Origin of the sequence: Rosistilla ulvae, assembly GCF_007741475.1 — a bacterium.
GTDB classification, from domain to species: domain Bacteria; phylum Planctomycetota; class Planctomycetia; order Pirellulales; family Pirellulaceae; genus Rosistilla; species Rosistilla ulvae.
Map to the genome: position 1 here is coordinate 6419031 of NZ_CP036261.1, position 19648 is coordinate 6438678.

Genomic DNA, 19648 nt, shown 5'->3' on the forward strand with positions numbered 1-19648 from the left:
TCAAGCTCCCTCACGTTTTCAAACTGCGAGGGACCCACCGCATACTGGGGTCGTATCCAATCACCAATCCATTCCATGCAAGCTGAACTGATCGTTGCCAGCGGATCGCACCAGGGGCATTCGCTTCGGATCACTCAAAATCCCTTTGTGATCGGCCGCAACGAATCGTCGGGACTTCGCATCAAGAGTTCTTCGGTCAGCCGCCAGCACTGCGCGATCGTCGCTCGCGAGGGGAAGTTCTATGTCAAGGATCTTGGCAGTCGCAATGGGACGTTCGTCAACGACCAAAAATTGACCGATCGACAGTCGTGCCGAATTCGGTCGGGAGACACTTTGCAAGTTGGCAAAATGAAGCTGACGATGCGGATCGGCATGTCTACCGAAGTTCAGGAGGGAGAGACGGCGGAGACGGCACCATCGAGCGAAACGCGGCGCGACGATGTTGTCAGCGGCGACGCATCGGCAACCAAGCGGCCATCCGAATCGCGTCGCGATGCAAACAGACCGAGCATCGATCCGCCAAAGAAATCGTTGTCGCTCGACGGCGTCGATCTTTCCGCTTGGGGCAGCATGCCTGGAGACGAGCAAGCGGACGAATTGCAGAACTACGCCCAGCAGCGGGCGACAACTCAAGCCGATGCGGACAAGTCCAACAAAGCGAGCGGTAGCATTGAGTTGGACACCAACGAAACCAACAATTCGTTGGGATTAAGCGAAGAGGAAGAGCGTCGACGCGTGCTCGAAGCAATCCGCAACCAGAGGTCCGCTTCGTCGCAAATCGCTGCCAGCGAAGCGATCCGCAAAATGTTAGGTGGTGGGAATCGCTAGACGATCCGCCGTCGAGGTGCTCCGATTCCGAGCGTTCTCGCCGGCGATACTCCTTGCCGCCGAAGACGTTTACGCCAGCCCCACGCCCTGCTCGGTCGCCCAGTAGCCGCCGCGTTGGTGATCGAACAGCGGCAGCGTTCCGCGAATCGACGCATCGAAGCGGCCGCGATCGAAGACTCGGCGACCGCCGACCCAGGTCGTCACAGGCCAGCCGGTTAAGGTCTCGCCGTCCCAAGGGGACCAACGACACTTCGTTTGCTGTTCTTCATTGCGGATCGTTTTCTGTTGGTTCAGATCGACCAACACCAGATCGGCATCATAGCCATCGGCGATCCGCCCTTTGCCGACGATTCCCCAAACTCGCGCCGGGGCATCACACATCCAATGGACCACCTGCTGCAGATCGCACTTCCCTTGAGCGACTTGGTTCAGCAACAGCGGCAGGCTGTTTTCGACCGCTGGAAGACCGGAGGGACTCTTCGGATAAGGCTGTTGCTTTTCGGCGAGCGTATGAGGCGCGTGGTCGGTCGCGATGACTTGGATCGCGCCGTCCAAAAGCGCCTGCCACAGCTGGCGATTGTCGTCGGCAGATTTGATCGACGGATTCATTTGGATCAGCGATCCGAGCCGGGCGTAATCGTCGACGTTGAAGAACAGGTGATGCGGGCAAACCTCTGCCGTAACATAAGGTCGTGCCGGAGTGATCAGTTCCAGTTCCGCAGCTGTCGAAACATGCAGGACATGAAAGCGGTGCTGATGCCGGACCGACAGATCGACAGCGCGCCGCGTGGCGATGTAAGCCGCTTCAGGAGACCGAATCCGCGAATGGTTCGTGATGTCGTCGCTGCCGGCGTATCGCTCGGCATTCGCGCGGACCGTCGTCTCATCTTCGCAGTGGGCGCAGATCGGCATCTCGGTTTCGGCAAAAATCTGTTCCAACACCGCCTGTTCATCGACCAGCATGTTGCCGGTGCTGCTGCCGATGAAGATCTTGATACCCGGCGTCTCACCGCTTGGTTTCAATTCGTCGAGATTGCTGGTCGTGGCACCCATGTAGAAGCCGTAGTTGACGGCGGAGTGGGTGGCACCGAGAGCATTCTTTTCGCGCAAACGCTCGCGCGTCGTCGTAGTCGGATTCGTGTTAGGCATCTCGAGGAACGTGGTCACGCCGCCGGCGGCGCAGGCGCGGCTGGCGTGGGCCAGGTCTTCTTTATGTTCCAAGCCGGGCTGGCGGAAGTGAACCTGATCGTCGATCGCTCCGGGCAACAGATGCAGTCCGCTGGCGTCGATCGTTTCATCGGCGACCGTGGCGGGACTGGGATCGACCACGATTCGACCGTCATCGATCAGCACCGATGCCTTGCCGATTTGATCTGGGAATACGACCGTTGCGTTTTTGATCAGGGTTTTCATCGGTTGTGGCTGCACTTTCGTTTCGTGGGTTGGCCTGTTGCTATGACAACTTTGTGGATCAAACCAACGATCAATGCAAGCCCCAGGGAGTCGTGCGGAACTTGACCCAATTTTTCAATTCGATCGAGCTTTCCTCGAAATAGTTTTCCTGCCACAATCCGCCCGACCAATGGATCCCGCAACTGCTTTTCTGTCGGACAAGGAATGTGTTGACAATCGGTTGCGGGGCTTGTCTTGCGGAAAGGAATCCTGATGACAACTCTACTGGCCGCTGCGTTTGGCATTCACGCCTTTGCGATCCCCGTGTTTGGGATTGCGGTGTTGATCGCTAGCAAGCTTTCGATCACCGACAAGAAGTTTGCAGAAAGCCTATTTATGGCCGCGCTAACGCTGGTCACGCTGGTGACGCTGCGAACCGTCGCCAACAACGATCCCGCTTGGCTAACCCACACTCTGACCCTGGCCGTGATGATTCTCGGCGCGGTCTGGTTGCCGTCGATGAACGATGGGCCGGCTGCTAACAAGAGCTAGCTTTGGATGGGCGGACGGCGCCCTAAATCGCATCGGGAGATAGAAACAGAAGGTTTCCGATGAGTCGACCGATGGATCGGTCTGCGCCAAAAGCAATGACGCGGCTTCAGAGGAGCAATATGATTGCGAATCCTTTCGCAATTGCTTGCGTGCCGTTTTTGCTTAAACGTAATAGGGGTCGGTTTCTCTCAAGGGTCGCATCGCGGCGTTGATCGAAAACCCGCTGATAGTGAGTCCGAGAACGATAAGCAAAATTCCTGACATCGTAAGCTCCTTTGTAGTGGCGAATTGCACTTGAGGATTAACGCATGTGATGTGCCGAGTCCTCCAAACCGGTCAATGGATTGCGCGTAAACGCTTGTATCCAAGGTGTTTGCTGCGTGCGATCCACCTTGCTCAGCGTCTTTTAGGCTCGCAGCATTTGACATCATTTTGATGACATGGTCTCAAAATGCTCGAGATACTCGGCAGTTCATCTGAAGAAACTGCATCAGCGCAAATTCGCATCCGCCGCCCGCTTTGCAATGGGACCGACACCCCCTAGGTGGAAACACAATCGCCCCAATTGGCGTTTTTTTAGAGCAACTATATTTGCAGCCAGACTTGCTGTGCTATCCTAGTGGAGTTCCTTTGGGGAATTTCTCATCACAGATTAGGCCACAGCTGCGATGCCAACTGTCCGATTTAAGAATGCCTCGATCCAGTGCGATGCGGGGGACAACTTGCGCAAGGTGTTGCTTCGTTCCAAGACGTCGGTTTACAACGGCATTGCGCGAGCGGTAAATTGTCGGGGCATGGGCATCTGCGGAATGTGCACGGTTCGATTGCGCGGCAGCGCGTCGTGGCCATCGCGGTACGAAACCGCGATTCTCAGCATGGTTCCCGGTGCGACAAGGCTCGGCTTAAGGCTCGCCTGTCTCTGTACGGTCCATGGCGATTTGTCGGTCGAAAAGTTTAGCGGCACTTGGGGGACAGGCCCCGAAATGCGTCAATTTGGCCGCAAACGGACCTCGAGCGAGGTTCCCACCCAACAGCATTAACAATCCACGGCAACGATGACTTCTCGCTCCACTTATGATTACATCATCGTTGGAGCCGGAAGCGCCGGGTGTGTGCTGGCGGCAAAGCTGGCAGCAGACGCCTCGGCTCGGGTTCTTCTGCTCGAAGCGGGGGGGGATCACCGCAAGCGTTCCGATGTTCAACGACCTGCAGAATACCTGCGTCTACAAGGGACGTCGCTGGACTGGAACTATTCGACAACGGTCTCTGCTGGGCTTGCCGGACGCACGATGATCTGCCCGCGCGGGCGGATGTTAGGCGGGTCCAGCGGCATCAATGCGATGATCTATCACGAGGGTCTTCCCGAAGACCTGGATGCCTGGCAAAACGTCGCTGGCGATTTTTGGAACCGCGAGGCGATCGAACTCGCAATGCAAGAACTGCGTGGGGAACTGGAATCGACCGAGTCGATCGAATTCCCCGCGGAGATCACCCCGACCGGCCAAGCGTTCATGGCTGCTGCAAAGTCGGCATGCGACCAAGGGAAGATCGCCGGGAGGCCAGAGATCTACCGCAGGACCACACGGCGTGGCGCTCGCCAATCGGCGATGCAAGCCTTCCTCGACTCCCCTCCAGCAAACCTGACGATCCGCAGCGACACGATGGTCCAGCGGTTGGAGATTCGGAACGGCCGAACTGCGGGAGTCGTTGTTGGCAAATCAAACCACATCGAAACACTCGACGCGAACCGCGGGGTGATCTTGGCAGCCGGAGCCATTGCATCGCCACAGTTGTTGATGCTTTCGGGCATTGGCCCCACAAAGCATCTGGCCGAACATGGGATCACCACACAAATCGATTCACCAGCCGTGGGGGCTGGCCTTGTCGATCACCTCGCCTTTCCCGTCACCTTTGCAGCCAAGTCGACAGCTAGATTTCCCAGTCGGTGGTCGATGCGCGACCTGGTCCGTTGGAGCTACGACCAACGAGGTCCGATCGGATCCAACCTTGCCGAAGTCGGTGGCTTCTTCGACCTGCCGTCCAGGAGTGGAGTGCCCGACGCCGTCCGAGAACGGGCGATCCAATTGCACGTCACCCCGACGCACTATCTGCGTTATCCCGCCGACGATTCACCGGCGGCGATCACGTTAGCCGTGACCGGATCGCAGCCGATCAGCCGCGGCCGCGTTTCGCTGCGCTCGGCAGAAATTGACGATTCGCCCAGCATCGACCCTGGATATCTGAGCGACTCTCGCGATGTCGAAGTGCTGGCGCAAGGTGTCGAACTGGCTCGTGAGATCGCCGCGAGCGAGCCTTTGGCCGACTGGATCGACCACGAATTGTTGCCCGGAGAAAAGCGTCGGACCGCGGCACAGTTGGAACGAGCGATCCGTCGATTTGCGCTGACGCTGTACCATCCGGTGGGCAGTTGTTCGATGGGGATCGATCCTGCCGCCAGCGTCGTCGATCCCCAGTTGCGTGTTCACGGCGTCGAGAATCTTTACATTGCCGACGCCTCTGTTTTCCCGACCCTTCCCAGGGCGAACCCCCAGGCAACGGTGATGATGGTCGCCAGCCGCGCTGCAGGTGCGATCGCCAATCACAGCGCATCGTGACTCTCCCGCCCCTACGTCCGGCGAAGCCGCAACCGCAGCCAGCGCAGGCTGTGACCGCAAGCGTGAAGTGATATAACGGAAAGTGTGGCGCGGCGGGGGCAAGCTGCCTTGTGACAGCTTACCAAGCCCGATCGCCCGCCGAAAACATTCCGATCGCGCCCCGTGATGCGACGTGCAGAGGTCTCGCTCCGATGCCGACAACCATGAATTTGGCAGTCAACAGCCAGAACGAATCGACGTCGCGAGCAAACTGGCGCGGTTACGCGATCAGCGCGACGCTGCACGCGGTGCTTCTGCTCGCTCTCGCGTTTGTGGTGCTGGGCGAAAGCAGGGTGGAAACCTTCATCGTCACAGCAAAACAAGCGACCGCGCGCGCCGAGCCACTCATTGCGATTCCGCTGGAACCCGCACCAGCTCCCGAGCCGCAGACGTCCGAAGCGATCGAGCTCGACTCTCCGCCCCCCAAACTTTTGCTGGCTCCCATCCCCGTCGACCTTCCCGGCAGACTCGCTTCGCAGAGACTCGGCGCATTGTCCGGCAGCGGGCAGAACGTCGTCACAGTCGCCCACGCACAGCCGGTCACAAAAACGGAAACCAAGTCGAAAGAGAAAGCTGCCGACGCGGTCCCCTCGGACTCTCGAAGAGCTACATTTTTCGGGAGCCATGCTTACGGCAACAACTTTGTCTTCATCCTCGATGCGTCGCCGAGCATGGTTGGCGCACGTTATCGAAGAGCCTGCGACGAACTAATCGCGTCGCTGATGAAGTTGGAAGACTCGCAATCGTTTTACGTGCTGCTGTTCAGCTGGCGGACTCAGTTGATGTTCGATGGTCCGCTTGCATCGATACAGTTCATCCCGGCGACCGACGAAAACGTCGACCGGTTTCGGCAGTGGTTGTATGCGCAAGATGTGCGTAAAAACAACGGCACCGATCCGCGAGTGGCGTTGGACCTCGCCGAGCGATTGCAACCCGATGCTGTCTTCTTGCTGTCCGATGGCGAATTCAACAAACCGCCGCGATGGAATCCGAGCATGCCGACGCGGGCGATGCCTCAACGCAGCGTCGCTCGGCTGGTGGAAATGATTTACGAGACGATCCCGCTGCATTGCATCGCGTTTGAAATTGCCGCCTGTGAACCGGGGCTTCGCGCCCTTTCGGTGCTGACCGGCGGCAGCTGTCGCTTTGTCCCTCCGCTGCGTCCCGACGCGGACCAGATCTTTTTGACGAAGCTAGAGAACCAATTAAGGCAGGTCGATCCGCAGGGAACCGGCGACAGCTTTCGTGCCCAACAAACGCGGCTAACCATCGCGAATTGGCTGGTCGAAAAAGGGTTTACCGAGGAGGCTCAAGATGTCATCGGAGTCCTCGCAGACAAACAATTGCCCTCGCGGTTGCAACGCAAGCTGGAATCGATCCAAGGAAAGATATCCCAACAGAACGACCTGCCGCACCGACCGATGGTGCCGCTCCCGACTTCTCACCACGCCGACACACACAACACTCACCCGAACCGGTCCACCGAAATGGGTTCAGGGAGCCGGGCAGGTTAACAAACCGAAGCCAGCCAGTATAGTAATCGCCAAGGATTTACTGATTTCGCCGACAACCAAGTCAAGCAACACAGGAGAGTGAAACGATGCAGCGACGCCCAATAGGACGCAGTGGTTTGGTCGTGTCCGAGATTTGCATGGGAACGATGACCTTTGGTTCGCAGTGCGATGAACCGACATCGTTTGCGATCATGGATCGCGCTTTCGAAGCGGGGATCGACTTCTTCGATGCCGCCGAATTGTACCCGGTGCCTCCCAAAGCGGAGACCGTTGGCGTGACCGAAGAGATCGTCGGGCGATGGATGAAGACGAAGCCTCGCGACCAAGTTCTGATCGCTTCAAAAATTACGGGCCCTGGCCACGGCTGGTTTCGCCCACCGGTACGCGGCGGCGTCACGGCGATCGATCGCCACCAAATCATCCGATGCTGCGATCAAAGCCTGCAGCGACTGGGGACCGACTACATCGATCTCTATCAAACCCACTGGCCCGATCACAACATGCGCTATGAAGAGACGCTCGGCGCGCTGACCGAACTGAAACAGGCGGGCAAGATCCGCGCGATCGGATGCAGCAACGAAACCTCCTGGGGCGTGATGAAGAGCCTCTGGCAAGCCGAGAAGCATGGCACGATGCGATACGACACTGTGCAGAATAACTTCAGCTTGATCAACCGACGCTGCGAGAGCGAATTGGCGCAGGTTTGTCGTAAAGAAAACGTTGGCCTGCTGCCTTATTCCCCGCTGGGGGGCGGCGTGCTGACCGGCAAGTATAACGAGCAAAACCCACCGGGCGGCCGCTTCACCGAGTACCTGGAGAATGGGGAGCCGCGACAACAACGGATGGCTCGCCGTTTTGTTAACGACCGCACGATCGAAACCACCCGTCGCTTGAAGGTGATCGCCGACGAGATCGGTGTTTCGCTGGCAACGCTTGCCGTCGCTTGGAGCAAGCAGCACGACTTCGTTGCTTCGACCATCATCGGCGCCACCTCGGTGGCCCAGTTGAACGAATCGTTGCCTGCGGCCGACTTGGTGCTCGACTCGCAGACAATGGAGCGGATCGACGCGATCGACGCGGAGATTCCCACTCCGATGACCGAAGACGGGCTACGTCGCCTGTAAATTGCTAGCGGGAGATTTTTTGCGTAGCTTTGCTGTGCTTTCGTGGGATATTTCTGAACGCCTTGGAATTCCATCAAGCTTTGCTTGTGGAGGGTCGATGACCGATCAAAACCAATGGACAATTTTCCACCAGCGTGCAGGAAGCACTATGAAAATTCGCAAAACTTTGCATGCAACTTTGGCGATCTGGACCTGCATCGGGCTCGCGATACCACGAGCTGCCGTCGGCAATGAGAGCCCTGGACAAGCCCCGCAGGTGAAGCCGATTGCGATCGCGCCGCGCATCCTCGACGTCGCCTTGCATCGCAACGGTGAACTGCAGGGTGCGGTCGTCGACAGCAACGGGCGTCCGGTCGAAGGAGCCCCGGTCTTGATCGGCCGGTTTGGAAAGCCGATCGCCGAACTGCGCACCGATCCGCAGGGGCGATTCGTCGTCGGGGGCTTGGAAGGCGGAATCTATCAGGTTGTCTCGCATGGCGCTGCTCAACATTGCCGTGTCTGGCCCGCCGGAACGGCACCGGCGACGGCAAAACAGGGCGTCATTCATGTCACCGAACCGGCGGTAGCTCGCGGTGCGGGGACCAGTCGCCTGCACTCCATCTTTGCAAATCCTCTGTTTGCCATTGCAGTGGTTGCCGCGTCGGTTGCGATCCCCATCGCAACCGAAGACGACGACGCCAGCTGAAGTTACCGATTCGACCTTGTGGCGCTCAAATGTGGCCAGCGTGGTACATCCCACAGTTGGCGGTTGATACATTGGTAATAGAGACGGCAACCGAACAACCACTCACCCGTGCCAGGAGCTTGAAGCGTGAATCAGTTAGAGCAGTTGAAGCAATATACAACCGTTGTCGCCGACACCGGCGACTTCGAGTCGATGAAGCAATACCAGCCACAGGATGCCACGACCAATCCATCGCTGATCCTTCAAGCGGCCGGCAAGCCCGAGTATGCCCACCTGATCGAACAAGCGGTTCGCGACGCGGGAAGCAAGGGAACCGATGCGATCATCGATCGCGTTCTCGTTCTGTTCGGGTTGGAAATCTTGAAGATCGTGCCGGGGCGCGTGTCGACCGAAGTCGACGCAAGGCTGTCGTTCGATACCCAGGGAACGATCGACAAGGCGCATCAGTTGATTGCCGCTTACGAATCGGAGGGGATCTCGCGGGACCGCGTATTGATCAAGATCGCCTCGACTTGGGAAGGGATTCGCGCCGCTGAAAAACTCGAGCGCGAAGGGATCCACTGCAACCTGACCTTGCTGTTCTCGTTTGCTCAAGCCGTCGCATGCGCCGAAGCGGGCGTGCAACTGATCTCACCGTTTGTCGGGCGGATCTACGATTGGCACAAAGCGAAAGAGGGCCGCGATTTTGCGGGGGCCGAAGACCCGGGAGTGAGCTCGGTTACGTCGATCTACAACTACTACAAGAAGTTCGGATACAAGACCGAGGTGATGGGAGCGTCGTTCCGAAACATCGGCCAAATCACATCGCTAGCCGGATGCGATCTGCTGACGATCAGCCCCAACCTGCTGCAGGAGTTGGCCGACGGCGATGCGCCGATCGAACCCAGTTTGGCGGCCGACACGGCGAAACAGTCCGACCTGGAAAAGATCTCGCTGGACGAGAAGTCGTTCCGATTCGAGTTCAACGAAGACGCGATGGCGACCGAAAAAACGGCCGAGGGGATTCGCAAGTTTGCCGCCGATGTGGTCAAGCTGGAAAAGATCGATGCCATCGCCGGGGCAGCTTGTTAAGCAGTTCGACCACGAAGGTTTCGGCCAGCGAATAAGCTGGCCGAAACCGGATTCATCTTCAAAGCCTACGCTATTCGCCTTCGATCACTTCACCTCCCGCGATCGATGCCAGCGCGGCCATTCGTTTTGGATCCATGTCGCTCGGCTCCAAGTGGACCGACCCATCGGCAAACAGTAGCTGGATCCCATCGACACGCGCGCTGTTCAAGCCGTTAAGAGGTTGTTGTGGATCAAACGGAAGGTCGTCTGGTTTGGTCCAAATGACTGCCTGGTCGGGGTTCGCTTCGGCCACCAAGATCGTATTGGACGTACCATCGGTAATGTTTCGTAACGCAACCTTCTGAGTGTCCTGCATCGCAGTCCCCGGGCCTGCCAAGGTCAGATAGACCGTCGATCCCGGAGCCGTGTTGACTCCAGGGGCGGCAAACACCGCGGGCATTTTCTCAATCAACGTTTTGTTGTGCTCACTGTCCCAAGGCTCATCGAGATGGAACTGTTGGTACAGATCCGATTGTTCTAGAAACGGCAGCAGGTGAACGCGCCAACTGAGCCCCGACTCCTTTCCGTCAACTGTCGTGCGCCTCGCTGGAAAGCAAAGGTAGGTGGCGTGGTGATTGTGCATCGCCAAACCGATCATCTTCAGATTGTTTGAGTTGCTCATTTGCTGTGCGGCAAGCCGAGCACCTTCTATCGCAGGGATCAGTAATCCGAAGTGAGCGGCGGTCTCCAGGTCCAAGACCTCTCGCAGTCGGATGACCAGTTGCCCTGATTCCGCAACCGGTGCCAGTTCATTGAATTTGGATTGCGCGACGCGACTCAGGTAGGCAAGCATCGGCTGGCCGATCTCGCTCCCACTAGCACGCAGTTGCTGCCCCAGTCCCGAGATCAATTCCTGTTGAGCGAATTCCAACGCGGGAGTCACGATCGAGTTCAGGTTCTGGACCGACGAATCGGCGCGTGGCTGCAATTGCAGCGTCACGTAAGGCGACTCCTTCAGTGAGACTGTGAGGCTGGCGGAATCAAGGTGCTCGGGCAGCGTCTTAAGCGGTGCCAACGACGGCGGCAGCGCGGGGCCACTGCTGGCGATGGCTTGCGCCATCAGCTGGATTTTGGCCATATCCAGGGCAAGCAGTAGCTTTCCGGCGCCATGCTGCGACCGCAATCGCGTGCCGACCTTGCTTTGGGGCATATTGTTGGGGTCGCCGTTTTGCATTGCCAAGACCTGCTTGAGTCCAGCTTCGCTGCCCATGAAAAGCGTCCCGTCCGCCAGTTTGGCCTGGCACGCCGCGAAGTGCTTTTCATCGGTCGCCTTTCGGTACTTGAAGTCCCCCACAGCCGCTTCGTTGGTTTCGATTGGGACCTGCAGTTCGAGGTTTGCGCCAGCGATCGGCTTCAGCATGACGCCCCACGCGATCCCTTGTTCTACGGGAGCCAGCGACGCAAAACCGAGCGTCGCTTGAATCTTCGAAATATCGACCCCTGCCAGTTGCGGTCCCAGGCTTTGGAAGAGTTCGCGGGGCAGATGCTCCAGTGCAGGGTCTTCAAGGATCGCCGCGGGGTCAAGCGAAGCAGCGAGGAACGCATCTAATGGAAGATGTCGCAGCAACGAAGTCAGTCCGCGATGGGACGCACGCTCCAGAAGGCGATATTCAACAACGATGCCGTTAAACTTCTCTGGTTCCTGTGTCTTCTGATACAGCCCGGCAATTCGATCGAGCGTTGCCAGTTGGGAGTCGATATCGAGCCCTAGCCGGTTTTCAATCCGTCGCGTTTCCAGGAATGCGGCTTCAGCTTCGGGCAAACGCTCTTGCTCGCTGTACAGGACGGCCAAGTTGAACAAGGCCAACGAATATCGTGCCGTCTCTTTTCCGATCGTTAGCTCAAACATGTCAAGTGCTGATCGGTACGCTTGCTCTGCGGCCTCCGCTTGCTCCGAACGGGCTGCCGCGAGGGCAAATTTGTTGTATTCGCTCGCCAGGCCAGGTGAGATGCCTGCGACCTCCTGCCGTTCGGGCAACGCCTCCTGGTACAACGCTGCTGCTTTCTTGTACTGCATCGCGGCCATGAGCGCGGCCGCTTCTTCCGATTCCCCTAACGCCGCGTCGTACCGTGCCCTATTCTCTGGAGTCGCGTCTGCCAGTCGCTTTGCGCGAAGGGCCATCCAGGACAAATCGTTGTACTCTTCGAGGGCAAGCCCGGGCCGTCGGCGGGCAATGCTGAGCGTTTGGCGATAGACTTCCTCGGAACGCTGATAATCGCCAGCGTGATACAGTCGCACGGCCAATAATCCTCCGTCTGCGATCGGTGCGTCGCGGTACTGGTTCGTGACTTCAACGTCGTCGACTCCTAGTTGCTCCTCTGCCAATTCGAGCAGTTTCTGTTCGACAGCAAACAGGTTGGCTAATTTTGTTAACGCAACGTCCGGTTGCTGACTTACTTCCGCATCGCGGAACTCGGAAATCAATTGTGCCTTGATTCGCGCCAGCGACGAGTAATCATCGGGAACCTCAAAAGTTGGCTCGCCCGCTGCCTGTGGGGCGTTTTTGGCGACGGACGCAGTAGATGTTTTCGTCGCAGGAGTTTCCGTTGCAGGAGTTTCCGTTGCAGGAGTTTCCGTTGCAGGAGTTTCCGTTGCAGGAGTTTCCGTTGCAGGAGTTTCCGTTGCAGGAGTTTTCGTCGCAGGAGTTTTCGTCGCAGGAGTTTCCGTTGCAGGAGTTTCCGTTGCAGGAGTTTCCGTTGCAGGAGTTTCCGTTGCAGGAGTTTCCGTTGCAGGAGGTGCTGCGGGGGACTGTGCTATCAGCACGCAGGGAGCCCATAGAGCCAGCAGAATGATGGCGGTTGGAGCTTTCATGTCACGTTTTCCGTGGGGTAACCGGATTCAAAGAAACTGTGTAAATGGCAGGCAACTGCCCAAAATTGTATTCGCACGCGAAGCAACAGCAGGGGGCCAGGACCACCGCGCACGATCATAGCAAACATCCCCCCGCTGTTGGATGCCGTATCACGACCAGTCGCGGGCGGGGCGTGATCGCAAGCGGTTAGCCTCATCGTCACCGATAAATGCTTCTGTTTTCGGATCCAGTGTCAGCTTGCGCTGTAGGATCCAAGCCAGTGCCGCTGCGTGGCACGCAACGTGCGAACGTCGCATGACTTCAGCGTTTGCAACCGGAGCCTTGCGAGACTTTACGCAATCGAAGAAGTCGCGGGCGTGGGCTGTCACGTCCAGCCCGACCACACGCTTGTAGGCCCCAACCTTCGCTTGCAAGTCGGCGGGCGTGACGACAATCTCCCCGCTGTCCCCCGTTTCGACTGAACCTTCGCTGCCGACAAATCGGACCGGGCAGGTACCCAGACGCGTAATCCAGTTCGGTCCGCGATCGCCAAAGGGTTCCTTCAGGAAGTCGATGATCAGTTTCACGCCGTTGGCGTACCGGCAGGTGATATTCGTTTCCGATGGTGTGTATTCAACGGGCAGTGTGTCGTCGGAATTGTTTGCCATCTGGCAGAGGTCGACTGTGTGCGCGCCCCAGTCAAGCAGTCGGGCGCCGGAGTCAAAATCGTAGAGCCCACGCCATCCGCCGCTCACGTACTTGCTGTTGTAAGGACGCCAGGGGGCAGGGCCCAGCCACATGTTCCAGTCGCACGTGTCGCGATCGGGTGTCGTTTCGCGCGGGAGCCAGTTGTTGTTAAGTGTGGGGATGTAGACTGACGCATAGAGCGTGTGCAGTTTGCCGAGCGCGCCGGACTGGGCCAGTTGGACTGCTTGCTGGAAATTGGGGACGCTGCGGCGTTGCGTCCCCGCTTGGAACACTCGGTCTGTCCGCTTCATCGTTTGGGCCAGTTGCTGACACAGGTCGATTGTGATCCCGCATGGCTTCTCGCTGTAAACGTCTTTACCGGCTCCGGCGGCCAACATCGATGCTGATGCGTGCCAGCGATCTCCGGTTGCTACGATCACGGTGTCGATATCGTCGCGTGCTAGGAGTTCGCGAAAGTCACGGTAAACGACGCAGTCGTCGTTTTGGTAATGGCCGTCGATCAGCTTTTTCCCAGCGACACGGCGTGACTCTTGCACGTCGGCTACGGCAACGCACTGGACGTCGTTGAGCGCCAGCATCGATTTCAGGTCGTAGGTGCAGCGCGGGCCGATGCCGATCACGCCAAGTGAAATCTTGTCGCTCGGCGCCACTCGTGATTTGCCAAGCGCTTGCGGAGCAACGATCCAGGGGGATGCAACCGCCATGGCAGAAGCCGCTGCGGATCGTTGGATAAACTGGCGGCGGGCATTTTCGGGGCTGCTATACATGGGAGCGCTCGCTAGAACAGGAGAGGGGGTCAGATTAAACCCCCAAGTTATACCGTCTACTCAAACCCACTCAACTGAATTTCCACGCCCCCGGCAGGCTTTACCTAGCCGAAACAAAACCCCTCCGCGGTTCGCTGAACAGCACTGCAGGGAGATCGTCAGAAAAATTCCAATCAAAACATCTTCTTTGGCGTTGACGATGGTCGAAGCTAACCTTATCTTCATCGCTCCCACGTTGTGGGCGGGCTCAGCGTACCGAACCGGATCGCCGAGCTTTCTGTTGAATTTGCCTTAATCGTTTATGGACTGACTTGCCGTGGCGTCTCCTCACGAAATCATCCGAATCCGCATGGAAGCCTACGATCATTCGATCTTGGACCAAAGTGCGGCCGATATAGTTGATACCGTGAAGCGGACTCACAGTGAGGTTCACGGGCCGATCCCATTGCCGACTCGCATCGAGCGATATACGGTAATCTCTGGGCCGTTTGTGAACAAGAAAGCTCGTCAGCAGTTCGAGATCCGAACGCACAAGCGATTGATCGATATTGTCCAGGCTACCGCAAAGACGATTGAAGCTCTCAACAAGCTGAGCTTGCCTGCGGGTGTCGACATTAAGATCAAGGCAACTGCTAGCTAGGTAGCGGTTCACGCGGAGCGTGGCCGGCTATGCTGCAACACACTGTATGCTGATGGGCGTATCGCCTGTTTGCTTCAAATAAGACATCGCATCGTGCGGGCCCTGTCTCGCTTTGGTGCATTACCCGTTTGTTTAACCATTTCGCTGGAACCGCCGTATTGTACGGAAGCTTCAGGGTAACCGCCGAATTCTCTTTGGCAGGACCTTGTTAAGCAACACGCTCCACGAACTTACTGTTGAGGCGAGGCTGACATGTCGCGAGGAATCCTCGGACGCAAAGTCGGTATGACGCAGTTGTACTCCGACGACGGCACGGTGATGACCGTGACTGTGATCGAAGCTGGACCATGCAATGTCTTGCAAGTTCGCACCCAGGAGCGTGACGGTTATCAGGCTGTGCAGTTGGGCTTCTCTGATAAGCCTCGCCGGTTGGCAAGCCGCAGTGAACGTGGGCATGTCGCGAAATTGGACAGCAAACGGCAGCGAGATCGCAGCAAGTCTGGCGCGGCATCGGTCGTGAAGGCTGATTGCGAACCGCAACGGTTCGTTCGCGAGATTCGCGGTGAATCGGATCTAGAAGTCGGTGCAAAGGTTAGCGTCGACGCATTTGCTGAAGTGAAAGCGGTTGATGTTACCGGCACCAGCAAGGGTCGTGGTTTCGCTGGCGTCATGAAGCGACATAATTTCTCCGGTCAACGTGCAACGCACGGTGTCAAGAAGGTCCACCGCCACGCTGGCGGTACCGGTTGCAGTGCCTCGCCGAGTCGCACCTTTAAAGGTCGTCGCATGGCAGGTCAGTACGGAAATGTGAAGCACACGAAACGAAACCTACAGGTTGTGCGTGTCGATGCCGAAAACAATTTGATCATGGTGCGCGGTGGCGTTCCAGGTCCGGCTGGTGGATACGTTGTCATCCGCGAAACGAACATGGTCAGGTAGAAAAGATGGCAAGTCTTACAATATACAATGCAACAGGCGGCGAAGTCGGCAAGTACGACATTGATCCAGCTGAGATTGCACCACGAATCAGCAAGCAACTGTTGCACGATGCGTGCGTCATGTACCAGGCGAACGCTCGCATGGGTACGCACCGCACTAAGTCACGTGCAGAAGTTGCTGGCCACAAGAAGAAGATGTTCCGCCAAAAGGGAACAGGCAATGCACGCATGGGCCACAAGCACACTAACGTGCGGACTGGCGGTGGCCACGGGCATGCGATCCGGCCACGCGATTACAGCTACAAGATGCCGAAGAAGGCGATGCAAACTGCGACGCGCATGGCGATTGCAAGTAAAATCATCGACGAAGAATTGGTGGTCATCGACAAGCTGAGCTTTGATAAGCCAGCGACGAAAGAGATGGCTGGTATCTTGAAGGCGCTTGGCTTGGATGGCAAGACAGCGTTGGTTGCGACCGCCGGGCGTTGTGTCAACACATACAAGAGCGGACGAAATATCGCAGGCGTCAGCGTGTCGCCCGTCGCGGATCTAAACGCATTGACTGTGATCAAGCCTCACCGGATCTTGATTACGAAGGATGCCTTGGATCGAATTCGCGACGGCGTGTTCAAGCAACAGGCTGCTGCGAATAGCGAGAGTGCATCAGAAGCGGAGGCATCGTAATAATGTCGGCTACAACAGAACAACAAGTACGGCTCGACGCCCACCGTGAAAACGGTGTCCAGTTGGAATCGTACCAAGTGCTGCTGCGTCCGTTGGTCACAGAAAAAGGTGTCCATCGCGCAAGTCGCAACAACCAGTACGCGTTTGAGATCCACAAGTTGGCAAACAAAGACGACGTCCGTTCGGCGGTCGAAGATTTGTTCAACGTCAAGGTGGAAAAGGTTCGCATTCAGAACCGCAAGGGCAAGCCCCGTCGGTTCAAGTTTCGGTCGGGACGCTCGGCTGACTGGAAGAAGGCTTTGGTGACGCTCAACGCTGAGCATCGCATCGACTTCTTCTAAGATCGCAGGTCGCGAATTGTAAGAAGCGAAGCAATTGCGGGAAGTCTAATCGACTGGAACCGCTGGAATACAAAGAAAAGTTCGTTTAGGTAACGCCGCCATGGGCATTCGAGTATACAAGCCAACGTCCGCCGGTCGCCGCAATGCGTCCGTTAGTGACTTCAAAGAGCTGACGAAGGGTGCAGTCCCTGAGAAACGCTTGTTGCGTCCGAAGCGAAAGACCGCGGGTCGTAACAACCAAGGCAAGATCACTGCACGTCACCGTGGTGGCGGTCATAAGCAGATGTACCGCATCATCGACTTCCGTCGCGTCAAGGACAATGTCCCTGCGACTGTCGATTCGATCCAGTACGATCCTAACCGATCGGCTCGCATCGCACTGCTGAAGTACGCCGATGGTGAAAAGCACTACGTAGTAGCTCCCGATGGGCTGAAGGCTGGCGATCCGATCCAAAACGGACCGGACGCGCCGCCAAAGCTCGGTAACTGCTTGCCGCTGAAGAACATTCCTTTAGGAACCACCGTTTGTTGCGTGGAATTGCGTCCCGGAGCGGGTGCGTCGTTCTGCCGATCGGCTGGTACCGAAGCGACGCTGATGGCTCGCGAAGCCGATTGGGCGCAGCTGTCTTTGCCAAGTGGTGAAATTCGCCGCGTGCCGAGCAAGTGTCGTGCGACTATCGGAAAGGTCAGCAACACCGATCACATGAAGGTTGTCCTTGGTAAGGCTGGCCGGGCACGTTGGTTGGGACGTCGTCCGCACGTTCGCGGTACAGCGATGAACCCGATCGATCACCCGCACGGTGGTGGTGAAGGTCGCACGAAGGGCGGTCGCCATCCGGTTAGCCCGCAAGGCAAGAATGCCAAGGGTGGTGCAACGCGTCAACGACGTAAACCGAGCAACAGCTCGATCGTTCGTCGTCGCCGGTCGCGTCGCTACGGCCAGTTGAAACTGATTAAATAGCATTTGTGGTGAATTTGGGAGATTGACGGCACGAAATCGCCGTCGTCCTTGGTTCACCGACACGTAAACACAATACAAAAACGCGAAGAACTATGAGTCGTTCGAGCAAAAAAGGCCCATTTGTTGATCCTAAAGTCTTTGCCAAGGTGCTGAAGCAGCTTGAAGGGGGCAAGAAGGAGCCAATCAAGACGTGGGCGCGAGCCTGCACGATTGTGCCTGAATTTGTCAATTTGACGTTCATGGTGCATGACGGTCGTAAGCACATGAAGGTGCTGGTTAGCGAAGATATGGTTGGTCACAAGTTGGGTGAATTTGCACCGACGCGCACATTCCGTGGTCACGGCGGCAAGAAGAAGTAGGAATTTGATTCATGTCATTCAATGCCTCCCATCGTTATTGTCGCATGAGCGCCCAAAAGGTTCGCCTGGTTGCGGATCTTATCCGGGGTAAATATGCCGACGAAGCGTTGGACATTTTAAAGTTTCAACCACAGCGTGGTGCTCGCATGTTGGAGAAGGTTCTCCGGAGTGCGATTGGCAATGCTCAAGACCCCGATCAAAACGGTGGTCGCAACATCGGCGTGGAAGAATTGGTGGTCAACGACGTTCGCGTCGATGGCGGGCCGATGTTCAAGCGGATTCGCCCTCGTGCACGCGGAACGGCGTTCATGATTAAGAAACGCATGAGTCACATCCACGTCGGCGTAGTGCCGTTGGACGAGATTTAGAAAACGAATAGATCGGAGAGCTTCGGCATGACACAGCAGCAAAAGCTCTCCGGTTTGAATACGACACAAGAATGCCAGTTCCAGAGCGAACCGGCCAACCTTAGAGATAAGATCTAATGGGACAAAAAGTCAATCCTGTTGCGTTTCGAACCGGTGTTACTATCGGCTGGAAAAGCCGTTGGTATGCGTCGAAGAAGCAGTTCGGTGAACTGCTGCTTGAAGACAAGAAGGTTCGCGACCACATCAAGAACCACCCCAAGCGAACCCAGTATCGCAATGCGGGTATCGATCGGATTGAGATTGAACGAACGACAGACGAAGTTCGCGTGATTATGTTTGTCGCGCGTCCTGGTCTAATTATTGGTAAGAAGGGTCAGGAAGTGGAGCTGCTTCAAGAGGAGCTTCAAAACCTGACCGGCCGTCGGATCAATTTGAAAATCGAAGAGATCGGACGACCAGAAATTATGGCTCAGTTGGTGGCAGAAGATATCTGTCAACAACTGGCGAAGCGATCAAGCTTCCGTCGTACTATGAAACGTTCGATGGAGCAAACCATGGATGCGGGTGCAAAGGGCATCAAGATCCAACTGGCTGGCCGGTTGGGTGGCGCGGAAATGGCTCGGCGTGAGAAACAAAGTTTAGGTTCGGTTCCCCTGAGCACCTTGACTGCCAAGATTGACTACGGATTCGCGGAAGCGATGACGGCTCAAGGTCATATTGGCGTTCAGGTCTGGGTTAACCAAGGTACACACGGAGAAGAGACCGATGGCGCTGATGCCCAAGAGGGTCAAGCATCGAAAAAGCCAAAGAGGACGTATAAAAGGTAGCGCGACTCGCGGCAACACGGTCGTCTTTGGTGACTTTGGTCTGCAATCCCTGGAACCAGGGTGGATCCGAGCTCAAACGATCGAAGCTGGCCGTATCGCAGCCCAACAATACGTTCGTGGTGAAGGTACGCTTTACATTCGTCTGTTTCCTCATCGTTCGATTACCAGCACTCCGCTGGAAACTCGGATGGGTAAGGGTAAGGGCGAACCGGAAGCGTGGGTGGCAGTCGTTAAGCCTGGCACCATCCTGTACGAGCTTGGCGGTGTAACAGAACAGCAAGCGAAGGTATGTTTTGCGCGTCTTGCGTCGAAGATGCCTGTTAAGGTGAGGTTCGTTTCGCGGCGTGCGATGTAAGCCGATTGCGACCGTACCAAAACGGTTTTGGCTACTGCAAGCCCGAAAC

Annotated in this window: 21 protein-coding genes; 18 read left to right on the top strand and 3 right to left on the bottom strand. The window is 56.9% G+C overall.

From position 1 onward, the window contains the following. Positions 1-75 precede the first annotated feature (75 nt). Positions 76-828, top strand: a complete 753-nt coding sequence (locus tag EC9_RS22790) for an FHA domain-containing protein (protein WP_145348350.1) — start codon at positions 76-78, stop codon at positions 826-828. A gap of 69 nt (positions 829-897) precedes the next feature. On the opposite strand, the gene EC9_RS22795 is transcribed toward EC9_RS22790, so the two are convergent. Then, the gene (locus EC9_RS22795) at positions 898-2241 is read right to left on the bottom strand and encodes a dihydroorotase (RefSeq protein ID WP_145348351.1); all 1344 of its coding nucleotides are present in this window, start codon (positions 2239-2241) and stop codon (positions 898-900) included. Between the two features lie 252 nt (positions 2242-2493). Between EC9_RS22795 and EC9_RS22800 the strand changes: the two genes are divergently transcribed. The 7 genes from EC9_RS22800 (at position 2494) to tal (ending at position 9820) form a co-directional block, all read left to right on the top strand. Continuing rightward, the gene (locus EC9_RS22800) at positions 2494-2772 is read left to right on the top strand and encodes a hypothetical protein (protein WP_145348352.1); all 279 of its coding nucleotides are present in this window, start codon (positions 2494-2496) and stop codon (positions 2770-2772) included. 668 nt (positions 2773-3440) lie between these two features. Next, a complete protein-coding gene (locus EC9_RS27395) occupies positions 3441-3812 on the top strand; it encodes a 2Fe-2S iron-sulfur cluster-binding protein (RefSeq protein ID WP_145348353.1) in 372 nt (123 codons plus the stop codon). Between the two features lie 15 nt (positions 3813-3827). After that, positions 3828-5387 (top strand): GMC family oxidoreductase, encoded by a 1560-nt coding sequence (locus EC9_RS22810; protein WP_145348354.1) that lies wholly within the window; start codon positions 3828-3830, stop codon positions 5385-5387. A 191-nt stretch (positions 5388-5578) separates the two neighbouring features. After that, on the top strand, positions 5579-6940 hold the full coding sequence (locus EC9_RS22815) for a vWA domain-containing protein (RefSeq protein WP_145348355.1): 1362 nt from the start codon (positions 5579-5581) through the stop codon (positions 6938-6940). Positions 6941-7026: 86 nt separating this feature from the next. Next, positions 7027-8064, top strand: a complete 1038-nt coding sequence (locus tag EC9_RS22820) for an aldo/keto reductase (RefSeq protein ID WP_145348356.1) — start codon at positions 7027-7029, stop codon at positions 8062-8064. A 148-nt stretch (positions 8065-8212) separates the two neighbouring features. After that, the gene (locus EC9_RS22825) at positions 8213-8749 is read left to right on the top strand and encodes a carboxypeptidase-like regulatory domain-containing protein (RefSeq protein ID WP_218934366.1); all 537 of its coding nucleotides are present in this window, start codon (positions 8213-8215) and stop codon (positions 8747-8749) included. 126 nt (positions 8750-8875) lie between these two features. Continuing rightward, on the top strand, positions 8876-9820 hold the full coding sequence (tal, locus tag EC9_RS22830) for a transaldolase (RefSeq protein WP_145348358.1): 945 nt from the start codon (positions 8876-8878) through the stop codon (positions 9818-9820). 70 nt (positions 9821-9890) lie between these two features. Here the strand turns inward: tal and EC9_RS22835 are convergent, their stop codons facing one another. Next, positions 9891-12284: a DUF1559 family PulG-like putative transporter gene (locus EC9_RS22835; protein ID WP_218934367.1), complete on the bottom strand. Its 2394-nt coding sequence runs from the start codon at positions 12282-12284 to the stop codon at positions 9891-9893. Positions 12285-12382: 98 nt separating this feature from the next. Between EC9_RS22835 and EC9_RS26730 the strand changes: the two genes are divergently transcribed. Next, complete coding sequence (locus EC9_RS26730) at positions 12383-12652, top strand: hypothetical protein (RefSeq protein ID WP_218934368.1); 270 nt, start codon at positions 12383-12385, stop codon at positions 12650-12652. A gap of 169 nt (positions 12653-12821) precedes the next feature. Here EC9_RS26730 and EC9_RS22840 read toward each other — a convergent pair whose 3' ends face one another. Next, positions 12822-14126 (bottom strand): Gfo/Idh/MocA family protein, encoded by a 1305-nt coding sequence (locus tag EC9_RS22840; protein WP_145348360.1) that lies wholly within the window; start codon positions 14124-14126, stop codon positions 12822-12824. A 316-nt stretch (positions 14127-14442) separates the two neighbouring features. On the opposite strand from EC9_RS22840, the gene rpsJ reads away from it, so the two are divergent. From rpsJ to rplP, 9 genes are all read left to right on the top strand, one after another. Then, positions 14443-14766 (top strand): 30S ribosomal protein S10, encoded by a 324-nt coding sequence (gene rpsJ, locus EC9_RS22845; protein WP_145101054.1) that lies wholly within the window; start codon positions 14443-14445, stop codon positions 14764-14766. A 285-nt stretch (positions 14767-15051) separates the two neighbouring features. Continuing rightward, positions 15052-15705: a 50S ribosomal protein L3 gene (gene rplC / locus EC9_RS22850; RefSeq protein WP_145349303.1), complete on the top strand. Its 654-nt coding sequence runs from the start codon at positions 15052-15054 to the stop codon at positions 15703-15705. 5 nt (positions 15706-15710) lie between these two features. Beyond that, positions 15711-16388 (top strand): 50S ribosomal protein L4, encoded by a 678-nt coding sequence (gene rplD / locus EC9_RS22855; protein ID WP_145348361.1) that lies wholly within the window; start codon positions 15711-15713, stop codon positions 16386-16388. 2 nt (positions 16389-16390) lie between these two features. Next, positions 16391-16729: a 50S ribosomal protein L23 gene (rplW, locus tag EC9_RS22860; RefSeq protein ID WP_145348362.1), complete on the top strand. Its 339-nt coding sequence runs from the start codon at positions 16391-16393 to the stop codon at positions 16727-16729. Positions 16730-16829: 100 nt separating this feature from the next. Continuing rightward, the gene (gene rplB, locus EC9_RS22865) at positions 16830-17690 is read left to right on the top strand and encodes a 50S ribosomal protein L2 (RefSeq protein ID WP_145348363.1); all 861 of its coding nucleotides are present in this window, start codon (positions 16830-16832) and stop codon (positions 17688-17690) included. Between the two features lie 92 nt (positions 17691-17782). After that, positions 17783-18049, top strand: coding sequence for a 30S ribosomal protein S19 (gene rpsS, locus EC9_RS22870; protein ID WP_145348364.1), 267 nt, complete (start codon positions 17783-17785; stop codon positions 18047-18049). Between the two features lie 11 nt (positions 18050-18060). Continuing rightward, on the top strand, positions 18061-18417 hold the full coding sequence (gene rplV, locus EC9_RS22875) for a 50S ribosomal protein L22 (protein WP_145348365.1): 357 nt from the start codon (positions 18061-18063) through the stop codon (positions 18415-18417). A 116-nt stretch (positions 18418-18533) separates the two neighbouring features. Beyond that, entirely contained in the window at positions 18534-19244 is a 711-nt protein-coding gene (gene rpsC, locus EC9_RS22880) for a 30S ribosomal protein S3 (protein WP_145348366.1), read from the top strand. Beyond that, positions 19183-19599 carry a 50S ribosomal protein L16 gene (rplP, locus tag EC9_RS22885; RefSeq protein ID WP_145123245.1) on the top strand — a complete coding sequence of 139 codons (417 nt, stop codon included), beginning with the start codon at positions 19183-19185 and terminating at the stop codon, positions 19597-19599. Before rpsC ends, rplP begins: the two co-directional genes overlap by 62 nt. Positions 19600-19648 lie beyond the last annotated feature (49 nt).